Genomic DNA, 23,074 nt, shown 5'->3' with positions numbered 1-23,074 from the left:
GTTGCATACGCGTTACGCACCCGTGCGCCGGTCGCCGACAACCAAAGCAAGCTTTGATCTCGCTGCCCCTCGACTTGCATGTGTTAAGCCTGCCGCTAGCGTTCATCCTGAGCCAGGATCAAACTCTCCATTGTATAAAATATAAATGTATCGTTAGAGTCCTGACTATTCGTTTCCTTTAAAGGAAATTGACAGATAAATACTACATTTCTTTTCTCTCAAATATAACCAGTAATTCAAAGAACCAGTTTAAAAAAGCTTCGCATTTAGGTTGCGAAAGGGATTGCAAAGATAAGCGCTATTTTTGTAATCTCCAAATCTTTTTCAAAGATTTTTTCAAGCCGCTCTTGCGAGTCGAACTCGAAAGGGATTGCAAAGATAAGTCATCTTTTTCAATCTTCCAAAAACTTTTTCAAGAACTTTGCATCTGTCTGAAATTCAGGCTACAAACTACAATGAGCTCCTTTATTGTAAACCCCTTGTTTTATTTGTAAGAACCGTTATTTCTCAAATGCGGATGCAAAGGTAGCGACTTTTTTCGAATCCGCAAATCTTTCGGCATCTTTTTTCACGAAAAATTCAATTTTCTTAAAAATCGGGCTTCATACCTTTATATATGAAGGAAACGGCCGCAGGCCCTGCGTTTTCAAGAGGCCCCCGCACATGGGCCCCGCTTCGGGCAGGAAGGTTCTCCACGCGGGCCCGGCAAAAAAAACAATCAGCGCCGAGCCCGGACAGGAAACAGGCGCGCGCCATCCCGATCCGCACCTGCGGCTGCCGCCACGGCAACCCGAACAGCGCAGTCACGCGAGGAAGCACCCCGCGGGAACGGCCCGCCGAGGAGACGCATCGCCGCTCTTTCAAATTCAAAGCCATCGCGCCGACCTTTCGCCCGCGAGGAGCTCTCCTCTCACAGTCGTGTTTGTCATTTCAAGAAACATTTTCTACCTTTGCCATACCGGCATACGGTAAGACATATTTTGATGAAAGTGTTTCGCTTTTATCCTTGGCGAGGAATCTGGTAAATTTCAAGAAAACAAGGGAAACGGCACACTCATCACTTGTATCGGCTGAAGGTGCTCCACTTTCTGCTATACGAGTGTGGGGTATTGTTTATTTGTTTTCGGGCTTACCAGAGCCTCTCGTCAGATAAACGAACGGCTCCACACTTTCTTTTACGACCCGCATCACGGGAGCCGGGGTGCACAACAACTCACTATCATGAAAAAATGCTGTACCATCCTGCTCACCCTGGCAGCATCTCTTCTTGCGGCCTGCTCGAACGATGCGGGAGGCGGTGACAAAAACGCCATCCGGCTGACACCGGGGACACAGACCGGTTACAAACTCTACGCCGACGAGACTTCGCTCTCCGCCAACATCTCCTTCACCACCGAAGGGGCATGGCGCGCCACCGTATCGGAGACGCGCGCCGGCTGCGACTGGATCACGGTCACGCCCGACCACGGCGATGCCGACGGCGACTACACCGTTTCAATCACGCTCGCCGTGAACACCTCGGGGACAGACCGCCAGGCGACCGTCACATTCGAATCGGGCGGCACGAAGGTGCGGATCACCGTCGAGCAGCAGGCGACGACGGCTGAAGGGGAGATTCCCGGCGGCGGAGAGGCCCCGTCGGGCGCCCGGCTCATCTCGACAATCACGGGACACCCCGAGGGCAACTCCTCCGGCGCAAGCTTCACGTACTCGGCGACGTATGACAGCAGCAACCGGATCACGAAGTGGACGCAGCAGGTCGGCTCGGAGGAACGGACCACCGCCACCTTCGAGTATAACGGCAACACCGTCACCGTGCAGGTGCTGTGGGAAGACCTCGCCTACTCCGAGAGTTCGACGAAGAGCTACAAGGCCTATCTCGATGACAACGGCCGGGTTATCCGCACCGAGCGTTCCGGCAGCACAACGACTTATTCATACGACGCAGAGGGACAGTTGATCCGGATCGAACAGCCCGGAGAGTGGCAGGAGAACATCTGGGAGGATGGCAACCTCGTCAAAACGCTGTACAGCGAGGACGGCGGTGCGGAAGCGACCCATATCTTCCGCTACACCTATCACAAGACACTGGCGAACCGGGAAAACTTCGACCTCGGCTATTATCGCTACACATGGGACGAGGAACTCGGAATTACAGGACTGCTCGGCACGCCGTGCCGCAACCTGCTGTACCAGGAGCGCGGTGACAGCGAATGGGCCGGGAAGGACGACTTCGACCTCACCTACGAGGTGGACGACGAAGGGTATGTCGTCTCCTGCACCGAGACCCGCGACGGGAACTGGACCCGCTACGAATATACGCACATCCCCGCGGCTAAATAGAACCGGGAGAGCCGGTTCGCATTGCAGAACCGGAAGGCGACCATCTGTTCCCGATTACCGGACCGTTCGAAAGAGACGCTGCTAACCGTTGCAGCGTCTCTTTGCGTTCGGACGGGTTCCGCGCTGCGGCATAAGGGAGGGAACCGGAGGAGGGGGGGGGGCGTGCGGGAGAAACTCGCGGTCTCCCGCGCGAAAGGAAACCGGAGGCCACACGCAGAAAGGGAACGGGCCCCTGACGAGCCGGAGCGAAGCGCGGAGCCACATGTTGGCGGAAACAACGTGAAAATCATGCACCCTGCCGGAAAGCGAAGTTTTTTTCTTATTTTTGCGCCATAATCATTCGCAAAGATGAATCTGAAGAAAATATCCCTGCTCGTCCTGCTGCTGCTCATTGCGGACCAGGCGCTCAAAATCTGGGTCAAGACCCACATGCACCTCGACGAGGCGATCATCGTCTTCCCCGACTGGTTCCAGCTGCGCTTCATCGAGAACAACGGCGCCGCCTTCGGCATGCACATCGCCACGCCGGGCGGATTCGACTGGGGCAAGCTGCTGCTGGGGCTCTTCCGCATCGCCATGGTGGGCGGACTGGGGTGGCTCATCCTCCACCTGCTGCGCCACAAAAGGCGCGAAACCCCGACGGGCGTCTTCGTCGGGCTGGCGCTCATCGTCGCCGGTGCACTGGGCAACATCCTCGACAGCGCCTTCTACGGGCTGATCTTCTCGGAATCCACGCCCGCCACCGTCGCACATTTCGGCGGGCAATACGCCGGATTCATGATGGGCAAGGTGGTCGACATGTTCTACTTCCCGCTCTTCCAGTGGAACGGTGTGCCGGGCTTCCTGCGCTTTCTGGTCGACAGCAACAACTACTTCTTCGGTGCGATCTTCAACCTGGCCGATGCCTACATCTCCGTTGCCGTAGTCTATCTGCTTCTGTTTCAGTACAAGTTCTTCAGCAAGTAGATTTTTTTTCGAAAAACTCTTGCCGATTCAGAAAAAAGTATTACTTTTGCACACCGCAATTCCAGAAAAGCCCAGGTGGCGGAATAGGTAGACGCGCACGTTTCAGGTGCGTGTGCCGCAAGGCGTGCAGGTTCGATTCCTGTCCTGGGCACTGGCAACCCCCGCAGACGAAAGTCTCGCGGGGGTTTTCGTTTTATCCGGCAGACGAGCAGAAGACAGGAGAGGCAGCAGAAGGCAGGAAGAAACAGGTAGGAGCAGGAGGAGCAGGAGGAGCAGGAGAAGCAGGAGGAAAGCAGGAGGAAAGCAGGAGGAAAGCAAGAGGAAAGCAGGCCGCCGCGGGCCGCACTACCGCAGCACGGGCCGGGTGATCGCACTGTCGCACTTTACCGACCTGCACCCTGCCCCGGATGCACAGACAGCCAACGCCGCCACATTCCACCCCTCACCCGCCGCGCCCACAGGACAAAGAAAACGGACAGCAACCGCGAAGGCCGCTGTCCGTTTCCATACCGGCGGGCGATCCGCCCGGAAAGGGCTCCGTCCGAAGCTCCCTATTCGAGAATTACGCTCATCGGCACGCGCAGGAAGACGGGCCGGTAGGTCGAAGCGTCGAGATAGGGTTTCTTCAGGTTGTAGCTGTTGATGTTGTAGCAGAAGAGCAGCTCGCCGCGCTCGTTGATGAACTGCGGATGGGCCATCGCGTTGTAGGTGAAGAGCTCGGGATCCTCGATCTGCTCCGTCGTGGCGTAGAGCAGCTTCTTGTTATACCACGGGCCCACGGGCGTATCGGCGATGTAGGAGTAGATATCCCCGGCCTGCTGGGCGCGGCGCTGCGTGAGCAGCACGTAGCGGCCGTCGTATGCGAAGACGGAGAACTGCTCCGAAACCGACACGTCGAGCCCCTCGCAGGCAGCCGCGGCCGCGGGATCGCTGCTCCAGCCCTTGCCGTCGAAATACTCATAGGCGCCCATGCGGTCGGTCTGCTCGTCGAACTTCGCACGCGAGACGCAGAGCTGCGCCGGGTCGTAGCCCGCGCCCGAGCGCGTGCCGTAGACATAGTACCAGTCGTCCAGCTTGAGCACGCAGTGTCCCCAATGGATGGGGCAGTTGATGTCGTAGGCCTCCTCAATCGAGAGCACGCTGTAGTCGCTCATGTCGATGCGCACGAAATCCGTGCCGCCGAAGCGGAAGCCCCACTGGCCCTCGCCGCCCTGATAGAGCTTCGTCATGTAGAGGTAGAGCGTGCTGCCGCGCTGGAAGCCGTGGCCGGGCCAGTACCAGTAGGTGTACTGCGAAGTGGCCGCCTCGAGCGGCGTGCAGAGCGACGCCGGCGCTTCGGGCGTACCGCCGTAGTAGGCGCCGAGGTAGGAGCCGTCGGCCGCAATGTGGTTCAGCGAGTTGTTGATCATCTGGAGGTTCAGGTCGCGTTTCCCGTCGACCACCTTGCCCAGGAAGCAGTCACCCGTCATGAAGAGCGACGTGCCGTCGTCGAGCAGGATCGAGATCGTACCGTCCGAGCCGGTCACGCCGCCCTCGTCGGGCGAATAGACCGTCGTGAAACCGGTGTCGACATGCGCGGGATACTTCTCCGCCGGAGCGTTCGACCCACAGGATGCGGCCGCCAGCAACAGCGGCAGCGAACAGCAGATTGCAAGAGTTTTCATGGTACAAGATTATTTTAGGGTGTGACAGTTTATTCCTTTTGCGCGACGGAGGCCGTCCATGCGACCTGCGCCCAGTCGGCGACGGTGCCGCCGCGGCGGACCTCGCCGGCCAGCGCCTCCATCATCCGCGCGACCCGCTGCGGATGGAGGGCCGCCCGGTCGTAACGCTCCTCGGGATCGGACTCCAGGTTGTAGAGCTGCACGTTGCGCCACCGGCCCGACGCCGCGTCATACTCGGGCAGGAGATCGGCCGCGCCGTAGGGGTTGAGCGAGCCGCCCGAGCCCGAACCGGCGATGAGTTTCCACCCGTCGCCGATGTAGCAGAGGATTCCGTTTCCGGACTGCGCGACGAGCGACGTGCGCGAAGGCTCCCCGCCACGCAGCAGGGGCATGAGCGACCGACTGTCGACGGCCTCCCCCGCCGCGAGGGTCATGCCCGTCACGTCGGCCAGCGTCGCATAGAGGTCCAGGTCGCACGTGAGGGCGTCCGACACCATTCCCGCGGGAATCACTCCGGGCCAGCGCACGAGGAACGGGATGCGGTGCCCGCCCTCCCACGAATCGGACTTCATGCCGCGGAAACGCCCGCTCGGATTGTGCCCCAGGTCGAGGATCGACCCGAACCGGCCGCCGTAGCGCTCCCCGCCGGCCGTGCCGCCGTCCTGGAACGACGAGCCGTTGTCCGACGAAAAGACCACAATGGTCCGCTCCTCGATCCCTGCGTCGCGCAGCGCCGCGAGCATCTCCCCGATGCGGTGGTCCATCTCCTCGACGAAGTCGCCGTAGCGCCCTGCGCGGCTGTGCCCCTCGAATCCGGACGACGGGGCGATGGGCGTGTGGGGCGCCGTGAGGCTGACCATCAGGAAGAAGGGCCCGTCGCGGTGCTCGCGGATATAGGCCACGGCCTTTTCGGTCTCGACGGCAAGCAGCCGCTCGGGCCGCCACGACGCCGCCATGACGCCCGGCACGCCGGGCATCCCCTCCTCGAAGGGGCGGTCGGGAATCTCCGGGAAGCGGTCGTTCTCGATGAAGGCGTAGGGCGGAAAATTAGGCACGTCGTCGCCGTAGTAATAGTCGAAGCCGTGGTGCGTGGGGCCGTCCGTCAGCGGCTGCGTGTAGTCGACATTCGCCCCGTTCGCGGCCCGGTCCACCGGCGCCCCGTCCGTCGTGGCGAAGCCGATTCCCAGATGCCACTTTCCGACCAGCGCGGTGGCGTACCCCGCCTCGCGCAGCATCGCGGGAAGCGTCCGTTCGCCGGTCAGCAGCGGATCGGCCCACGTCCAGATCACCCCCTGCTTGAGCGGGCCCCGCCAGGGGCAGCAGCCCGTCAAGAGGCCGTAGCGCGTCGGCGTGGAGACCGCCGCCGAGCTGTGCGCGTTGGTGAAGCGCACCCCCTCGGAGGCCAGGCGGTCAAGATGGGGCGTGCGGATGCGCCCCTGCGGATTGTAGACCGACAGGTCGCCGTAGCCCAGGTCGTCGGCCAGGATGAAGAGCACGTTCGGACGCGGATCGGCCGCCGGCACCGCACAGGCGCCGAATGCCAAAGAGGCGGCACAGCCGCAGATGATCCTGCCCCGCATGCGATTACCAGTTATCTGTTCGGAACGACGAGGCCGGAAGCCCCTCGGTATTGTAGAGCGAGCCGTCGACGTAGTTCGTGTAGCCGTAGCGCACGGCAACGGGCTCGGGCACCTCGTCGCTCCACACCTCCAGCCCCTCGTTGCCCCAGAAGGCCGGGACGATGCGGGCCTCGGCGGGATGGAAGACGCGGTCCTCGCCGGCAACCTCGAAGCCCGAGGGCTCCCTGCCGAAGAACGAGAGCCCGTTGGGCGCATAGTCGAACTTCAGGCGGGCACGCCCCTCGACGACCTCCATCGAGCGGAACTCGGGGCCGCGGCACCCGAAGGCCGGATGGCCGTAGTCGCGGTTGAGCGCCCAGTAGGCCAGGCGCTGCCCCACCACCTCCTTGCGGGCGGGGTGGATCACGTAACGCTCACCCACGTCGAGCGTCACGGCCATGCCCGTGTTCGGCACGCGCTGCATCACCTGCAACTGCGCCTCGCGCAGCTCGGCCGAGTTGGCGCCCTCGTATTCGTAGGGAGCGATCTGCACGAAGTAGAAGGGCATGTCGGGATTGCGGAAGTAGCGGCGCCACGTCCCGATCAGGCAGGTGAACAGGTCGCGGTACTGCTGCGGACGCTGCACGTTCGCCTCGCCCTGATACCAGATCACCCCCTTGACGCGCAAGGGCAGCAGCGGGGCCAGCATCCGGTTGTAGAGCACCATCGGCTGGACGGCATACCACACGGGGTCGATCTTTTCGGGCGTGAGGTCGAGGTCGAAGCCGCCGAAGCGCTCGAGCGTCGCGCGGTCGAGCCACGCCTCGGCCGTGGAGCCGCCGTGGGCCGACTGCACCAGCCCGATCGGAATGTCGACCACGTCGTTGAGCGTCTCGCCGAAGAGATACCCCACGACGCTGAACTCCCTGACATGTTCGGGATCGGCCGGTCCCCAGGCGCCGTCGATGCGCAGCGTGTCGCTCGGTGCGAGTGCATAGCCGTTCTCCACGCGGAAGAGCCGCACGCCCCGACGGTTGCTGCGCAGCAGAATCTCCTGCGCATGCTCGACCGGCTGGTCGGGATTGCCTCGGAAGTTCATCTGCATGTTGCTCTGCCCGCCGACGAACCAGACGTCGCCGATGAGCACGTCCTCCAGGTCGATCCGCTCGCCGGCGCTCTCGACCGTCAGCGTGCGGGGTTCATACCCTGCTTCCGGCGTATGCAGGGAGACACTCCAGCGGCCCCGGCTGTCCGACACGGCCTCGGCACGTGCCCGGGACCAGCTGGTCCGCACACGAATCTTCGCTCCGGGACGGGCCCAGCCCCACAACTCCACATCCGACTGCTGCTGGAGCACCATCCCTGAAGCGAAGAGAGGCGGCAGTTCGAGGTGCTGCGCACGCACGAGGCACGCGCAGCACACGAACAGCACGATAAGGATCAGCCGTTTCATGGCCTACTTGTTGTTTTCCGGGAACGAGAACTCCTCGCCGTCGGGCATCTTCACCTCGATGCTCTTGTCCTCGTTGACCATATAGAAGCTGACGTTTTCGATCCTCTTTTCAGCCGGAATGCCGAAGAACTCGTGGGGATAGATGTAGAGCACCCACTTGTCCTTGCCCGTCGACGTCATGAGGGTCTTCGAACCCACGACGTCGACCACGGCCTCCTGCGCACCGCCGTCGTAGGTGGCGCGCGCCATGAGGTAGACCTTGTCGGTCCCCTTCAGCGGCGAATCCACGCCGTCGACCTGCACCGTGGCGTCGTAGTGGAGCGCCACGATATCCTCCCACGTGAAGGCCTCGGGCGTGACCGAACACATCTTGGGCAGCGTGTAGTCGATCGTGGCGTTGCTGCCGCCCGTCGTCTCGAACAGCTGCTCGTGCAGCAGGTAGTACTGCGGGTCGCCGTGCACGCCGTCCTGCGTGTTGCCGATGAAGTAGGCCAGGTTGGTCTTCAGGTTCTCCTCACCCGTCGTGAAGTGGATGTTGACCGTGCCGGTGAACTTGTCCTCGGGACCCCAGTTGTGCGTGGCCGTCGAGATGAAGGTCACCCACTCCACGGGCTCGTAGTTGCCTTTCGTGCCGAAGCCGGTCTTCAGGGCCGTCGCCCACGGATTGCCCGTATAGGGGTCCAGATCGGCGTCGGTCGCCAGCCGCATCTCCATCGTGCCCGAGGCATCGCTCGTCGTGTAGGTCACGACGGCATTCTCGGCCATCTTCCATGCCGTGGGCGCCAGAATGGCTACCACGGGGGTCGTCCGGAGGTCGATGTCCTTGTCGATCTCCACGCTGACGTCGAACGAGACGTCGACGCCCGTATTCACCGGTGCCGTCTCGGGATGGTTGACGGCCAGGAACTCCATGCACCCCGCCACCGCAAGGGCCAGGGCGGCAATTGCCAGGTATCTGTAACAGCGTTTCATATTTCGGTTCATTTAACTAACGGTTTTCGGTCTCCGCCTCAACGGGCAGGAGCTGGTATTCGTATTTGTTCGAGGGGGCGCCCAGCTGGAAGGGGAAGGTGACGAGCCGGTCGCGCGTCATGTAGCAGATCACCTCGCCGCTCTCCTTTTCGCGAATCTCATAGGGCGTGCTGCCCGAGTAGATCACCCATTCGACATCCGTATAGTCCTTCTCCGTCACGCGGAAGGGGGCGCCCTCCTGCGAGAAGGTCAGCGTCGCGGGCTTGCCGTCGCGGTAGGTGAGCGTCAGCGTCACGTCGTCGAAGAAGGTGAAGTAGGGTTTCACGTCGGTATCGTTCTGCATCACCTTGTCGATCTTGAACACGAGCGTCGCGTCGCCAATCTCCAGGGCGGGATACCCCTTGCCGCTCTCCATATCGTTGGTGCAGCCGCCCAGCACGAGGGCGCATGCGGCCGCAAGGAAAACATACAGCGTTTTCATATCGGTGTTGTTTTGGTGGTTTTATTTTTCGGGTTTGAAGTATTCGAGACGGCCCCACTCCTTTTGGGGTTGGTCCCCGAGCCAGAGTTCGAGACTGCCGCCGCGGGCAAAGGTCTCATGGTCGAACTGCGCGCAGTCCCACGGCCGGCCGTTGAGCTCGGCACGCTGGATGTAGCAGTTGTCGGCCGAATTGTCGTGCGTCGTGATGACGAACTCGCTGCCGGCGTAGTAGTCGGGGTTGAGCCGGATGGTCACCCGGTCGAAGATCGGCGAGGTGATGTCGTAGTAGGGCACGTCCGACTCGGTTCCCGTGACGCTGAACAGGCCGATGGCCATCAGGGCGCTGATGCCGCCCATCTGCCCCTGGTCCTCGTCGTGGCCGCCGTAACCCTTGTCGGGCGTGATGCCGCCGTAGGCGTGCTCCTTGACCTGACGCACCCAGTACTGCGTGAGCCACGGCTTGCCGCCGTAGGTGAACAGGTGGGCGTTCGAGCAGCCGGGCTGGTTGGCGTAGCTGACATAGCCGCCGCTGCCATACTCATAAACGAAATCGAAGGCGCGGGCCTGCTCGAAGGCGTAGTTGAGCTTCTCGCAGAAGGCGTCGCCGCCGCCCATCAGCTCGACGAGCTTCGGCAGGTCGAACGACAGCGACCAGGTAGCCTGCCAGGCATTGGCCTCAACCCAGCCCTTGCCGTTCAACGGATCGAGGTGCAACCATCTTCCGTCACGCTTCTTGGGGAAGATCAGCCCCTGCTCCGCGTTGAAGAGCGGCGTCCACGCGTGCGCACGGCGCTCGAACATCCGGGCATCGGCTGTCTTGCCCAGCCGGGCCGCCATGCGGCTCAAGGCCCAGTCCTGATAGGCCCACTCGACCGTCTTGCCGGCATTCTCGGGGCACCAGCCGTGACGCATGTAGAACTTCAGGTTATCTGCACTTTCATGGCTCATCATGCCGCCCGGCATGTGATTGCGCTTCATTACCTCATATGCATGCAGGGGGTCAGCCTTCTTCATGATCCCTTTCATATAGGTCGTTGCAAGCATATGCGAGGCGGGGCAGCCGGTCATGATAAACGAGTAGCCACCGGCGCAACCACCGCGCGGCAGCAGGCCGCCGTTGTCGGCATACTGCACCAGACAGGCCGTCAAATCATCCAGCACCTCGGGCCAGGCAAGGCCCCACAGCACATTCAGATTCCACTGCGTAAGCCAAAGGCCATCAAAACCATACATATTGAACGTTGGGTTACCTTGCGCATCGAGCGGCACCCGGCGCAGCTTCATCGGATCGGAAGACCGATTGTTAACATAATGTCCTCCTGCATAGTCAGGATACCAGCCGTTCACGTCGTTGATCTTGTGACGGCCCAGCAGCACGTGCCACAGGTCGGTGTAGAACTTGATCCGCTGTGCCTCCGTACCGCCCTCGACGGCCATGCGGCCCAGCATCCCGTTCCAGACGGCACGCGACTCGGCATGCACGGCGTCGAAATCCCAGCCGTCGAGCTCCGCCCGCAGGTTGGCCTCGGCATTCTCCACACTCGTGTAGGACATGCCGATCTTGAAGAGCACCTCACCGGACTCCTTCAGGTCGAAGTCGAGCACCATGCCCGCCTCGTCACCGGCGATCACCTCCGCATCGGGCATCACCCCCTGCTCGTTCCAGCCGTCAACCGTTGCGAAGGGACGGTTGCACTCCAGCACGAAACAGAGCTTGACGCTGTCCGGGCCGCCCCAGAAGCGGTCGGTCGTCGAGAACTCGCCGACGATCGTGCGGTCATCCTTGCGCAGGAGCGTCGCGCGGTTCATCGAGCAGTTGCCCAGGCGGCTGCCCGCATCGACGATCAGCTTGCCGTGCCCGCCCTCGGTGTAGTTCACCCGATAGAAGGCCACGCGGTCGGTCGACGTATACTCGACCCACGCATGGTAGCGGTCGAGGTAGAGCCGGTGGTACCCCGGCTGGATGATCTCGCTTCCGTGGTCGAAATGCGATTTCCAGCCCGACATGCCCTGCGTGGGATCGACCTCACCGGCCGCCGGCATGACATTCGGACCTGCCACCATCCAGTCGTTGATCTGCGTGAAGCCCAGTATCTCGGGGAAGTTGTAGTTGTACCCGCCGCCGCCCTGATTTTTGTTGCGCGTGAAGGCGTGTGCCGCCACCATACCGAAGGGACGCGCCGCGGGCGTGCAGTAGAACCAGCGGCCGCGCGTGGTCTCGATCCAGGGATCGACCCACTCGACAAACTCGGAGCCCTCGCCGCGCGTCGGGAAGACCTCGATCTCCGAGAGACCGATGTTCTTGCCGGCGCCGTCGGTCGCCTCGAAGCGCAGCCACTTCACCTTGCGGGGCGCGAAACTCACGCTGCACGGCGAGCCGTCATTGGGAATCTCCGTAACGCTGACCGCCGAGCCGTCGCTGAAGCGGAGCGTGCCGCCCGCGAGGTGCTCGTCGAGCGAAGGACGATCGTAGAGCACCACGCGCTCGATCGTAACCTCCTCGTCCCACTCCAGCTGCGCCCACGGCATGTACATCACGCCCCACGAGGCGACGGAGCCCTTGCAGGCCCACTCGCCGCGACCGTCGTAGCGGATCAGGCCGTCGTTCAGGCAGGCCGCGCCGCACCCGTCCGAGAGCGAATCGGAAACGGTCGCATGCGCCAGCGGAGCGATATTGTCCTGCGCGGCCTGCACGGCAAACGCCGGAAGCGAAAGGGCCGCAGCAAATATAGCCTTGATAATCGATTTCATGTCGTTCAGTTTTTTGTTAATAGCCTTCGTTCTGCGTAATGCGGTCGTTGAGCAGCCGCTCGTACTGCGGAATCGGGTAGAGCTTGTGCTTCTCCTCGACATAGGAATCGGGCTTCGTGCGCTTGATCTCGGCCGCAAAGTCGGTCGACAGACGCACCAGGTCGAACCAGCGCGACCCCTCGAGCACGAGCTCCCAGCGGCGCTCGTCGAGAATGGCCTGACGGAACGACTTGTAATCGAGTCCCTTCAGGTCGTGCTCACCCGAGCCGTTGTCCTTGAAGGCGCGGTCGCGCACCTTGTTGATCGCCTCGTAAGCCTCGGTCGTCGGGCCGTCGTTCACCTCGTTGAGAGCCTCGGCATACATGAGCAGCACCTCCGAATAACGCATGTAGGGGTAGTTCTGCTCGGAGTTCTGACCCATGGGCTCGGCCTCGCGGTCCCAGTACTTGCAGAAGTAGTAGGGATAGCGGGCGCTCTCGGCGAAGACGAGCGTCGAACCGTCGCTGTAGGTAAAATCCTTCATGATGGTCACGTCGCGGCGCACGTCACCCTCGGCGAAGGAGTTGTAGAGCTCCTCGGTCGGCACGATCCACGAGTTGGCGTTCGACGGGCCTTCGTTACCGCCGGGGCTGTACTGCCGGATCTCGGCCGGCAGCAGCGAGACGTTGAACTGCGATTTCCACAGGTCGGGCTCACCGTAGTTGATCGACACGACCGACTCGATGCCGTGCTTCTTGCTGATGATGAAGTTGTCCTGGAAATCGGGATAGAGGTCGTACTTGCCCGAGCGGATCACCTCGTAGGCCCAGTCGGCCACGGCCTGGTAGTCCTCCTTGCTGTGCGTGCGGGCCGCCTTGATGAGGTAGACCTTGGCCAGCACGGCCTGCGCCATGAGCGAATTGGCCCGTCCGTAACCGGCACGGTAGTCGTCCATCAGGTTGTCCTTGGCGTAGGTCAGGTCCTCGACCGCCGTCTTAAGCACCTCGAGTTGGTCCGTGCGCTCGACACCGAAGAGGGCGTCGACCGACTCGCTGGGCTTCAGCCGCAGGGGCACGTCACCCCAGATCTTCACCATCTCGGCGTAGAGCAGGCCGCGCCAAAAACGCGCCTCGCCCACGAGGTGGTTGCGCCGCTTCTCGTCCATGTTGATCGCCGGAATCTTGTCGATGGCGATGTTGGCCGTATTGATCGAGCGGTAGAAGGTGTACCACAGCGCCTTGACCTTTCCGTCGGTCTCGGGGAGGCTGAAGTTGTCGAAATTGGCATAGAGGTAGTTGTCGTGCAGGGCGTTGTCCGAAAAGAGGTCCTGCGTCAGCCAGAACTCGTTGTAGAAGACACCGCCGTAGGGCGTGTTGGCATTGCCCGTACCCTGCCACTGGCTGACCGAACCGATGCCCACCGTTTCGTAGATGGCGTTGACGGCACCTTCGGCATCCGATTCCGTCGTGTAGTAGTTCTTGTCCGTCACATTCGACAGGGGCACCTCGTCGAGGAACCCGCTGCACGACGAGAGGGCGAGCGTGAGGCTCAAGGCCGCATATATGAATCTGGTTTTCATGGGATCGTAATTTTAAGGTCTGTGATTAGAAAGTCATCGAAACGCCCAGCGAGTACTTCCGCGACGTCGGATAGAGGTTGTTGTCGATACCGCCGCCGATCGAGGGGTCATTGCCCGTGTACTTGGTGAAGGTATAGAGGTTCTCGAACGAGACGAAGACGTTGATGCTGGCCACGCCGCGCAGCAGCCTGCGGGGCAGCGTGTAGCCGATCGTCAGGTCGCGGATGCGCAGGTAGCTGCCGTCCTCGACCCAGCGGTCCGAAAAGGCGGTCGAGTTGCTGTTGCGGTCGGCACGCGGCAGCTTGGCGTCGGGGTTCTCGGGCGTCCAGCGGTCGAGCACCGTCGTGATGTTGTTGTAGCGCCCGTCCATAGCTTCCAATTCCTTGCGCGTGTAGTTGATGATGTCGTTGCCGTAGTTGCCCTCCAGGAAGAGGTTTACGCTGAGGTTCTTGTAGGTGAAGGTGTTGTTGAAGCCGAACGAGAACTTCGGGTTCAGGTTGCCCAGGACCACTTCATCATCCTGATCGATGGTGCCGTCCTTGTTGATGTCCTGGTACTTCTGCTCACCGGCCACCAGCGGGCGGTTGGGCAGCTGCGCCACCTGCGTCAGGTCCTCGTCGAGCTGTGCAATGCCGTTGGTCTTGTAGCCCCAGATGTTGTTCAGACGGTCACCCACGACCAAACGTGTCACACCCGTACCGGCCGACTCGCCTTCGGCGATGTTGAGCTTCTCGATGGTCGTCACGTTGGAGTCGATGTTGAAGGTCGAGGTCCAGTTGAAGTCGCGCGTGGTCACCGGAACGGCCGTCACGGAGAACTCGAAACCGCGGTTGCTCAAGTCGCCGAGGTTGCGCATCGAGAACATGTAGCCCGAATACATCGGCAGGTCGACGGCATAGAGCAGGTCGCTCGTATATTTATAGTAGTAGTCGGCCGTGATGCTCAAGCGGTTGTCGAACAGACCCAGGTCGAAGCCCGCATCGAACTGCGAGGTCGACTCCCACGAGAGGTCGGCGTTGGGCAGCGTCAGCGGCGCCATACCGCCGTTTGCGACGCCCGATCCGAAGGGAGGAGCCACCGGCACGAGCGTACCCTGCGACTGGTAGGGCTGGATGCCGGCGTTACCGACCAGACCGTAGCTCAAACGCAGCTTGAGGTTCGAGACGCTCTTCACGTCCCGCATGAACTTCTCCTCCGAGACACGCCATGCGAAGGCGCCCGACGGGAAGAATCCGTACTTGTTGTTCGCACCGAACTTCGACGATCCGTCGACACGGCCCGTGAAGGTGAACAGGTAGCGGTCGTCGAACGAATAGTGGATGCGGCTGATGTAGGAGAGCATCGACCACTCGGTGTCGGTCGTCTGGTCAAGCCAGATGTCCTTGCCAACGCTCAGATCGTGGTAACCGAGGCGGTCGTCCTCGAAGTTCTTGACGCCGAGGCGGAAGACGTTTTGCGAGAACTTCTGCGCCGTCTGTCCGACCATGGCCGAGAGGCTGTGGCGGCCCCACGTGTTCTTGTAGGTAAGCGTATTCTCCCAAACCCAGGTCTTCGTATCGAACGAGGCGACGGTGCCCTTGCCGGGGCCGTCGACCGACACGACGAGCGTCGTGGGCAGGTACATGCGGTCGAGCGAGAAGATGTCGTCCACACCGAACTGCGTCTTGAAGACCAGACGGTCGTCGCCCAGGAAGCGGAAATCGGTGTAGATGTTGCCCGTAAAGCGGTTCTGACGGTTCTCCATGTCTGCCTCGTAGGCCGTCTGCACGGGGTTACCGCCGTAGACGCCCGTCGAGGAGTCGAGGTTGTTGCGGTAGGTGTAGTTGCCGTCGGCATCGCGGACCGGCAGGGCCGGGTTCATGTCATAGGCCAGCGACATAAGATTCAATGCCGCAGTAGAATTACCATAACCTGTGGTTTTCACCTGCGAGTAACCCACCGACGAACCGAAATGGATGTAGCGGTTGATCTCGGCGGCAACCTGCCCGCGGAAGGTATAGCGGTTGAAATCGGTATTGATGAGGATACCCTCCTGATCGAAGTAGCCGGCCGAGAAGTTGTAGGAGACCTTCTTCGATCCGCCGCTGTAGTTGACCTGATAGTTCTGCGTTATGGCCGTGCGGAGGATCTCATCCATCCAGTTCGTGCGCGTCACGACCGACTCCGGGTCCTGGAAGTAGGAGGGAACGGGCATGCCCGCATTCTCATAGGCCTCCTTGCCGAGCTGCGCGAGCTGCTTGCCGTCGAGCAGATCGTAAGCCTGCTCGGGCGTCTGGATCGAGAGCGTGGCGCTGAAACGCACCTCACCCGTCTGCTCGCGGCCGCGCTTCGTCGTGACGAGGATCACACCGTTGGCACCGCGCGCACCGTAGATGGCCGTTGCCGAGGCATCCTTCAGCACCTCGATCGACTCGATATCGTTCGTGCTGAGACTCGAGAGCGGGTTGATGACCAGACCCTGGCCCTCGGTCACCGACTCGCTGATCAGGGGCACGCCGTCGATGACGTACAGCGGCTCGTTCGTACCGTTGATCGAGCTCGTACCGCGGATGCGGATCGAGGCGCCGCCGCCCGGCTGTCCGTCGTTCTGACGCACCTGCACACCGGCGATCTGGCCGCGCAGCGCGTTGTCGAACGAGGCAATGGGCTTGTTGTCGAGCAGCTCCGACTTCACCGAAGCCACGGCTCCGGTCAGGTCCGACTTCTTCATCGTACCGTAACCAATCGCCACGACCTCTTCGAGCGCAATGGCATCCTCCTGCAGGACGATGTCGATCTTCGTGCGGTTGGCCACGGCGACCTCCTGGGTCTTGCAGCCGAAGAAGGAGTAGACCAGCACGGCATCGGGCGACGAGACGCTGAACGTGTAGCTGCCGTCGGCCGAAGAGGTCGTACCGCGGGTCGTCCCCTTTTCCACGATGGAGGCGCCGATGACGGGCTGGGCGTTGCGATCGGTGATCACGCCCGTGACCTCGTAGCGGTCCTGGGCCCGCACACCGGAGAAGCCCAGCAACAGCAGGCAGACCATGACGGCGAAACGCCGGAAGGCCCGACCCCTGCGATAATCAAGTTGATTTTGTTTCATGGTTATTTGTTGTTTGGTTAGTCCTGTCGTAAATCGTTGTGTTTTCCCTTATCGGATATGGTTGAGCGCATAGACGTAGGCGCCGGCCGAGATGGCGCGGCTCGCGCCGAGCCGGCTGACGGTCAGGCCGATCTGCTTGCAGGAGTCGTACATGACGACCTTGTCCGAGCCGTAGACCCGCAGCGGCGTGCCGCCTCCTGCGACGAAGCGCCTGAACGAAGCCTCGTCGTCGAGGTTCGCCACGGCGGTCTGCATGCGGCAGAACGCCGTGCCGTCCATCATCTTGAGCGTGGAGCCCATCTCCTCGAGGATCGCCGGGACGAAGAGGTCGGCCGCACCCGTCAGTCCGCCGCCGAGGACGATCAGTCCGTCGACAATCGTGGCGGCCTGGGCCAGCGCATCGCCGGCGGCACGCCCCATGCGGGCGAAGCTCTCGCGGGCGGCCCGCATGTCGCCCGGGCGCGCCCCCTTGGCGATGTCGCAGATATCCTTGGGCGTCAGGTCCGTGTCGTCACCCGAGAGTTCGCGGTAGACCCGCTTCACGGCCCGGATGCTGACACTCTCCTCGACGATGTATTCGGGATGGAGGCTGTTGCGGAAGCACCACACGTCGCCGCCCGCGGCGTTGTCGCCCATGAGCAGCTCGCCGTTGATGACCACGCCGCAGCCGAAGCCCGTGCCGAAGGTGACACCCAGCAGGTTGCGGTAGCGCTTCTGCGACCCGGCGGCCGCCAGCGCCTCGTTGATGCGGGGCAGCGCGCCGACCATCGCCTCGCCGTAGGCGAAGAGGTTGCCGTCGTTGTTGATGAAGACCGGGATGCCGAACTTCATCTCGAGGAAGGGCCCGAGAGCCACGCCGTCGCGGAACGACGGAAAGTTGGGCAGGTTGCCGCCGATGATCCCGTGCGGATAGTCGGCCGGGCCCGGGAAGGCGAAGCTGATGGCCACGGGCGGCGTGTCGAGCCGCGAGATGATCTCGCCGAAGCCCTCGACGAGGGTGGCCAGGCAGCGGTCGAGATCGTGGGCGTTCGAGGGCATGCGCAGCGGTTCGGTGATGAACTCGCAGCCGCGCATGGCTCCGAAGACGAAGTTCGTACCGCCCGCATCGAGCGTTACGACGGTGCGGTTATCGTGCTGATACATGGCTGTCGGTTTTTTCGGAACGGATCATCGGGGTGCAGGCCAGCAGGTAGAGCGCGAAGAGCGTCAGCACGGCGAGCGACCCGGCCTGCGAGCCCACGGCGTCGGTGACGACGCCCATCAGGGGCGGGACGACGGCACCGCCGAAGACACCCATGATCATCAGGCCGGAGATTTCGTTGGCCCGCTCGGGCAGGTGCTTGAGCGCCTGGGAGTAGATCACCGCGAAGATGCTCGAGAAGGCGAATCCCGCCACGCCCAGACCGACGAGCACGGCATAGCGGCTGCCGGTAAAGTAGAGCGCGCAGAGGACGACAAGGCCCAGCAGCATGTGCGAGATGTAGTACTTGCGGTCGGAGAGGCGCGTCAGCAGCAGCGAGCCGAGGAACGCACCGACGACGCGGCAGAAGAAGTAGACGCTCGATCCGTATCCGGCCTGCTCGAGCGGCATGCCGCAGCGTTCGATGAGCAGCTTCGGGGCCAGCGTGTTGAGCCCCACGTCGATGCCCACGATGGCGACGATGCCGAGGAAGAGCATCGTGATCTTCCGGTCGCGCAGCACGGCGAAGACTTCACCGGCCGACGATGCGCGCTGGGCCGGTCCCTCGTCGATGGGCGTAGCCATCAGCCAGAGGGCCGACAGGAGCGAGATGCCGGCGAAGATCGGGAACATCCACACCCAGTTTCCGAGCTTCGAGGCGGCGAAGGCCGCGATGAAGGGTCCGCTGAACGACGAGACGGCCTTGATGACCTGCCCGGCGGTCAGCGAGCTGGAGAGGGCCCGGCTGTCGACGACGTTCGTCAGCAGCGGGTTGAGCGACACTTGCAGAATCGTGTTGCCGATGCCGAGCAGCGCGAAGGCCACCAGGCAGGCGGCAAACGAGTAGTCAGCCAGCGGCACGAGCATGCCGACAATCGTGATGACGTTGCCCGCAATCACCATGCGGCGGCGGCCGATGCGGTTCATCCAGATGGCCACCGGCACGGCCAGCAGCAGGAACCACAGGAAAACCATCGAGGGGATGAGCCCCGCGAGGCTCTCCGAGAGCGAGAAGTGCTGCTGCACGTAGCTCGTGGCCACGCCCACCACGTCGCAGAAGCCCATGACGAAGAAGCCGAACAGGACGGGCAGCAGATGACTCAGGGGATGTTTTTTATTCATGGTCTGGTTTCAGGTTGCGGGTTCGTCAGAGTTGGTAGGTATCCTTCACGAAGGCCTTGACGAGCATCAGCTCGCCGCCCGACGTATTGCGGACCGTATAGGAGCCGGCAGCGGCCGGGATGATGAAGGTCTCCAGGTAGTTGTAGCGCACACAACGTCCGTCGGCGGTCTCCACCTCGGCGCTGCCGCCCTCGACGATCATCCAGACGTGGCAGCGGTTCGCCGTCTCGATGTGCAGGCTGCGGCCCGCATGCAGGCGGTAGCGGTGCACGTCGTAGAAGTGGTCGGGATGCGTCGGCAGGTGCTCCTGCACGTAGTCGTCCGTCGTCTGCATGACGCTCGGGCGGCTGATGAGCGTGTCGGTCACCACATTGCCGTTGCGCTCGAAGCGGACGTTGTTCAGGCCGTGCTCGATGTTGATCGGACGGGGACGGCCGTCAATGTCGAGGCGCACCCAGTCGTACATCTTGAAGGTGAAGATATAGGGCGCGCTGCTGATCTCGAGCACCAGGTTGCCCGCACCCGAGGCGTGGATCGTGCCGTTCGGGATGAGGAACAGGTCGTGCTTGTGTGCCGCGAAGCACTGCACGTAACGCTCGATGTCGATCGCCTTGCCCGTGCGCTGGCTCTCTTCGAGGGCCGCGGCGAAGGGGGCCTTCTGCACGCCCTGCTGGAATCCGAGGTAGACGTGCGCGTCGGGCGTCGCACGCAGGATGTAGTAGGTCTCGTCCTGCGTATAGGGCTTGCCGAAGCGCGAACGGATGTACTCCGGACGCGGGTGGCACTGGATCGAGAGGTTGCCGCCCTCGACCGTGTCGAGGAAGTCGAAACGGATCGGAAAATCCTCCTTGAAATCCTCGGCGCAGTGTCCGAGCACGTCGCGGTAGGCATAGGACATGAGCATACTGAACGAAACCTCCAACAGTACACCATCATGTTTGAACATGAGGCCGTTCTCGAGCGCCATCAGCTCGTAGGACCACGCCATGTTGGGCGCCTCGCGGTTGAGCCCGCGGATGTGGTCGCGCAGGTAGGTGCCGCCCCAGACGCCCGGTGCGAACCACGGGCGGACACGGAAACTGCTGCGGCTCATGCGCCGCAGCGCCTCGCGCAGCGCCTCGCCGCTCATGAAGGTCCAGACGTCGATACGCTGCTCGTCGACGATCCAGTCGATGCGCGGAATGAGCGAACCCTTCCAGGCATCGAGAATCGGCCAGTCGATGAAGTAGCAGCGCTTGTAGGACTCGCGGCCGTCCATGCGGCGCGTCGTGCCGACGTTGAAGGCCGTACCGGCCGCCATGCGGAACTGCAACTCGTTCTTGGGCAGGTCGACGTAGACGAGCGGCCCCTCCCATCCGGCCAGCGAGGCACCGCAGCCGTACAGCAGGGTGATATCCGCCGCCGCATCGGGAGCAAGACGCTTGAGGGCCGCCCGGTCGAAGAAGTCGATCAGCAGCAGGTCGGTCATGCGGCCGAAGATCGAATCCTCCTCGCCCATGAACGGTGCGATCAGCGCGTCGATCTCCGCCTCGGGCTTCAGCGCCTGCGCCACGGGAACACAGGCCACCCGCTTCCCGAGAGCCTCGAGCGCCGCGGTCAGCGCCCCGATGAACTTCTCCCACAGCACGCCCTCGTAACCGTCGATGACGACGCGCTCGTGTGCAGCGATCCGCCCGGCCAGCAATTCGATGCGATCGGAGATCTCATCCCCGATCTCGAATGCCGGATACAGATCGTATTCGCCGGCCGGGGTCTCTTCCGTCCGGACCGGCGCCAGAAAACTGTCCGATTTTCTATACATGGCAAAAACGAATATTGTTATATATGTTCATACATATTTATCTTTGTGCAAAGAAAAGAATATGTTTTGTAAATACAAAATATTTTGCACCTTTTTTGGAAAAAATCACAAAAAAAGTCGGAAAAGAGATTCTTTTCCGACTAAAACAGGGCAAAAAGCCCGCAAACGGGCCGGCCGCCGCTACCGCTCGGCCGTAATCGTATAGGTGAAACTGTCGGCGCGGTAATAGCCGACATTGTACTCCACGGGGACCCCCTTGATATCGTAAACGTAGCGCCGGCGGATGAGAATCGGATCGTTCTCCGAGATGCGCAGCTTCGTGGCGATGCGCTTGCCGGCCAGCCGCGCCGAAATCTCCTCGACGGAGGTGTGCACGACGATATTGTACTTGGTTTCAAGCAGTTCGTAAAGCGGCATCGAGAAGTTGTCGTCGCTGCCGATCGGGAAACGCGGATTGAAATAGGAGATGAAGACCACGAAGGGATACTCGGCATGGCCGCGGACCCGCTCCAGCTTCAGGCAGAGCGTGCCGGCCGACGACTCCTCCTCCAGGCCGAAGAAGCGCCGCGCCTTCTCGTCGGGATACTCTATCGAGACATGCAGCTCGTAGTTCTTGATCTTGATGCCCAGGCGCTGCATCTCCTGCGAGAAGCTCAACCAGTTCTTCACGCCGCCCGTGATGGTCTTCTTCGCTACCCAGGTGCCGTAGCCCTTGCGGCGGCAGAGCAGCCCCTCGAAGACCATCTTGTTGATGGCCTGGCGCAGCGTATTGCGTGAAATGTGAAGGCTCTGCGCCAGTTCGATCTCGTTGGGCAGCAGTTTGCCGTTCTGGTATTCGGGCAGCAGGATCATCTTCTTGATCGCCTCCTCCGCCAACACATGCAACGGTTTATTTTCTTTCGTCTCACTCATATGTATATCCGGACAAAATCCCATCCCGCCGAAACATACGCTCGTGCATGTATGTTCCGAAAGAACCCGTCACGACACAACATGCTGTCATTCAGAAATCTGCGCCTTACCACCCGCAGCATCGCGCCGCAAACGGGAAAATGAATATGTACAAACATACTATTTTTCCGCCGAAATAGCAAGCGTTCCCCGAGATTTCTTTGCCGCGCCCCGCTCAAACGGAGTGTTGCATGGGTTGTATCGGGAATACGGAATATTGCATCCTGCAACGCACGCAGGCAGAAATCCGCAGCGCAGGGGCGCATCGGCAGCGAACCGCACGGAGACAAAACAGGCGGCGCCCCGCAGGAGCGCCGCCCTCTCACACACCCAACTTCACGTGCCTACCACATCACGCCGATATTGTACACATTGACGTTTCCGGTAAGCGGCTGTTTCTCGACGTTGTCCATCAGGCCCCAGAAGCGCTCCTCGGTCAGCATGAAGATCGTATACTGCGAACCGGCAGCCACTTCGTAGACCTTGAAGGCGTAGCTTCCGGCAGCCGACTCGGCAGCCGAGCGGAGCTGCGAAAGAAGGTCGTTCTTCACCGTACCGATCATCAGCACCGGCATCGACTCGTTGTAGAACGAGCGCAGCACGCCGTTCTTGCCGCCGAAGGCCGAAAGCTGCTCGGCGGTCTCGAAGCGGGCCGTCAGGAACTCCACTTCGAACGACACGTCGGTCGTACCCGTTACCTCGCCGTTCTCGTCCTTGTCCGTGCGGATACCGTTCAGCGCCGTCTTCACCTGCGTGACGTAGCATCCCTCACCCGAGGGACGGCCCGTCGCACCCGTGATGCAGCTGTTGAAATAGAGCATGCTGCCCTGGTACGAGGTCTTGTTCTCGATCTTGTTGAAGGCAAAGGCCGTCCAGCGCGTCGCATCGAACGCACCCGTCATGGCGGCGGAGAGGTTGCCGTTGTCGGCACGGTCGAGGATCGTCATCCACGGCTTCTCGCCGCCGAGGTTTGCCAGATATTCGTTGAAGGCCGTATAGCTGCTCCCGAAGGCGTTGCCGTCGAGCGAGGAGACGAACTGCACGGTCGTCGTGAACTTGTCCGACGGAGCGGGAATCGGCGCATCCGAAGGATACTCGTCCAGTCCGTTGTTACAGCCCGCGAAAAGCGATGCGGCCGCAACGAAGGAGAGGAAAACCGGAAGATATCTTTTAACTGTTTTCATCGTT

General features: G+C 61.7%; 15 protein-coding genes, 1 tRNA gene and 1 rRNA gene. 3 read left to right on the top strand and 14 right to left on the bottom strand.

What is annotated here, in order from left to right; all coding sequences use genetic code 11:
- A 16S ribosomal RNA gene (locus tag Q1Y33_RS06445) occupies nt 1-134 on the bottom strand; the annotation flags it as partial.
- A gap of 1,087 nt (nt 135-1,221) precedes the next feature.
- On the opposite strand from Q1Y33_RS06445, the gene Q1Y33_RS06440 reads away from it, so the two are divergent.
- The 3 genes from Q1Y33_RS06440 to Q1Y33_RS06430 all read left to right on the top strand — a co-directional run bounded on the left by Q1Y33_RS06440 (nt 1,222) and on the right by Q1Y33_RS06430 (nt 3,460).
- Nucleotides 1,222-2,343, top strand: a complete 1,122-nt coding sequence (locus tag Q1Y33_RS06440; RefSeq protein ID WP_300798919.1) for a DUF4595 domain-containing protein — start codon at nt 1,222-1,224, stop codon at nt 2,341-2,343.
- Between the two features lie 348 nt (nt 2,344-2,691).
- A complete protein-coding gene (locus Q1Y33_RS06435) occupies nt 2,692-3,309 on the top strand; it encodes a signal peptidase II (RefSeq protein WP_300798918.1) in 618 nt (205 codons plus the stop codon).
- A gap of 69 nt (nt 3,310-3,378) precedes the next feature.
- A tRNA-Leu gene (locus Q1Y33_RS06430) sits at nt 3,379-3,460 on the top strand.
- A gap of 400 nt (nt 3,461-3,860) precedes the next feature.
- Here the strand turns inward: Q1Y33_RS06430 and Q1Y33_RS06425 are convergent.
- The 13 genes from Q1Y33_RS06425 to Q1Y33_RS06365 all read right to left on the bottom strand — a co-directional run bounded on the left by Q1Y33_RS06425 (nt 3,861) and on the right by Q1Y33_RS06365 (nt 23,070).
- Complete coding sequence (locus tag Q1Y33_RS06425; RefSeq protein WP_300798917.1) at nt 3,861-4,973, bottom strand: DUF4185 domain-containing protein; 1,113 nt, start codon at nt 4,971-4,973, stop codon at nt 3,861-3,863.
- A 29-nt stretch (nt 4,974-5,002) separates the two neighbouring features.
- Nucleotides 5,003-6,553, bottom strand: coding sequence for an arylsulfatase (locus tag Q1Y33_RS06420; protein ID WP_300798916.1), 1,551 nt, complete (start codon nt 6,551-6,553; stop codon nt 5,003-5,005).
- A 4-nt stretch (nt 6,554-6,557) separates the two neighbouring features.
- Nucleotides 6,558-7,985, bottom strand: a complete 1,428-nt coding sequence (locus Q1Y33_RS06415; protein WP_300798915.1) for a sialate O-acetylesterase — start codon at nt 7,983-7,985, stop codon at nt 6,558-6,560.
- Between the two features lie 3 nt (nt 7,986-7,988).
- Nucleotides 7,989-8,957 (bottom strand): DUF4961 domain-containing protein, encoded by a 969-nt coding sequence (locus Q1Y33_RS06410; RefSeq protein ID WP_300798914.1) that lies wholly within the window; start codon nt 8,955-8,957, stop codon nt 7,989-7,991.
- A gap of 16 nt (nt 8,958-8,973) precedes the next feature.
- Entirely contained in the window at nt 8,974-9,438 is a 465-nt protein-coding gene (locus tag Q1Y33_RS06405) for a hypothetical protein (protein ID WP_300798913.1), read from the bottom strand.
- A gap of 21 nt (nt 9,439-9,459) precedes the next feature.
- Complete coding sequence (locus Q1Y33_RS06400; protein WP_300798912.1) at nt 9,460-12,189, bottom strand: GH92 family glycosyl hydrolase; 2,730 nt, start codon at nt 12,187-12,189, stop codon at nt 9,460-9,462.
- Between the two features lie 16 nt (nt 12,190-12,205).
- Nucleotides 12,206-13,747: a RagB/SusD family nutrient uptake outer membrane protein gene (locus tag Q1Y33_RS06395; protein WP_300798911.1), complete on the bottom strand. Its 1,542-nt coding sequence runs from the start codon at nt 13,745-13,747 to the stop codon at nt 12,206-12,208.
- 25 nt (nt 13,748-13,772) lie between these two features.
- Entirely contained in the window at nt 13,773-16,832 is a 3,060-nt protein-coding gene (locus tag Q1Y33_RS06390; RefSeq protein ID WP_300798910.1) for a TonB-dependent receptor, read from the bottom strand.
- Nucleotides 16,833-16,880: 48 nt separating this feature from the next.
- On the bottom strand, nt 16,881-17,975 hold the full coding sequence (locus tag Q1Y33_RS06385) for an ROK family protein (RefSeq protein WP_300798909.1): 1,095 nt from the start codon (nt 17,973-17,975) through the stop codon (nt 16,881-16,883).
- On the bottom strand, nt 17,959-19,134 hold the full coding sequence (locus tag Q1Y33_RS06380; protein WP_300798908.1) for an MFS transporter: 1,176 nt from the start codon (nt 19,132-19,134) through the stop codon (nt 17,959-17,961). Before Q1Y33_RS06380 ends, Q1Y33_RS06385 begins: the two co-directional genes overlap by 17 nt.
- 25 nt (nt 19,135-19,159) lie before the next feature.
- On the bottom strand, nt 19,160-20,935 hold the full coding sequence (locus Q1Y33_RS06375) for an ROK family protein (RefSeq protein WP_300798907.1): 1,776 nt from the start codon (nt 20,933-20,935) through the stop codon (nt 19,160-19,162).
- A gap of 180 nt (nt 20,936-21,115) precedes the next feature.
- The gene (locus Q1Y33_RS06370) at nt 21,116-21,847 is read right to left on the bottom strand and encodes a GntR family transcriptional regulator (protein WP_300798906.1); all 732 of its coding nucleotides are present in this window, start codon (nt 21,845-21,847) and stop codon (nt 21,116-21,118) included.
- A gap of 383 nt (nt 21,848-22,230) precedes the next feature.
- Nucleotides 22,231-23,070, bottom strand: coding sequence for a hypothetical protein (locus tag Q1Y33_RS06365; RefSeq protein WP_300798905.1), 840 nt, complete (start codon nt 23,068-23,070; stop codon nt 22,231-22,233).
- Nucleotides 23,071-23,074 lie beyond the last annotated feature (4 nt).

Origin of the sequence: uncultured Alistipes sp., from assembly GCF_949296715.1 — a bacterium.
Taxonomy (GTDB): Bacteria; Bacteroidota; Bacteroidia; order Bacteroidales; family Rikenellaceae; genus Alistipes.
This window is presented reverse-complemented; position numbering and strand designations above follow the sequence as displayed.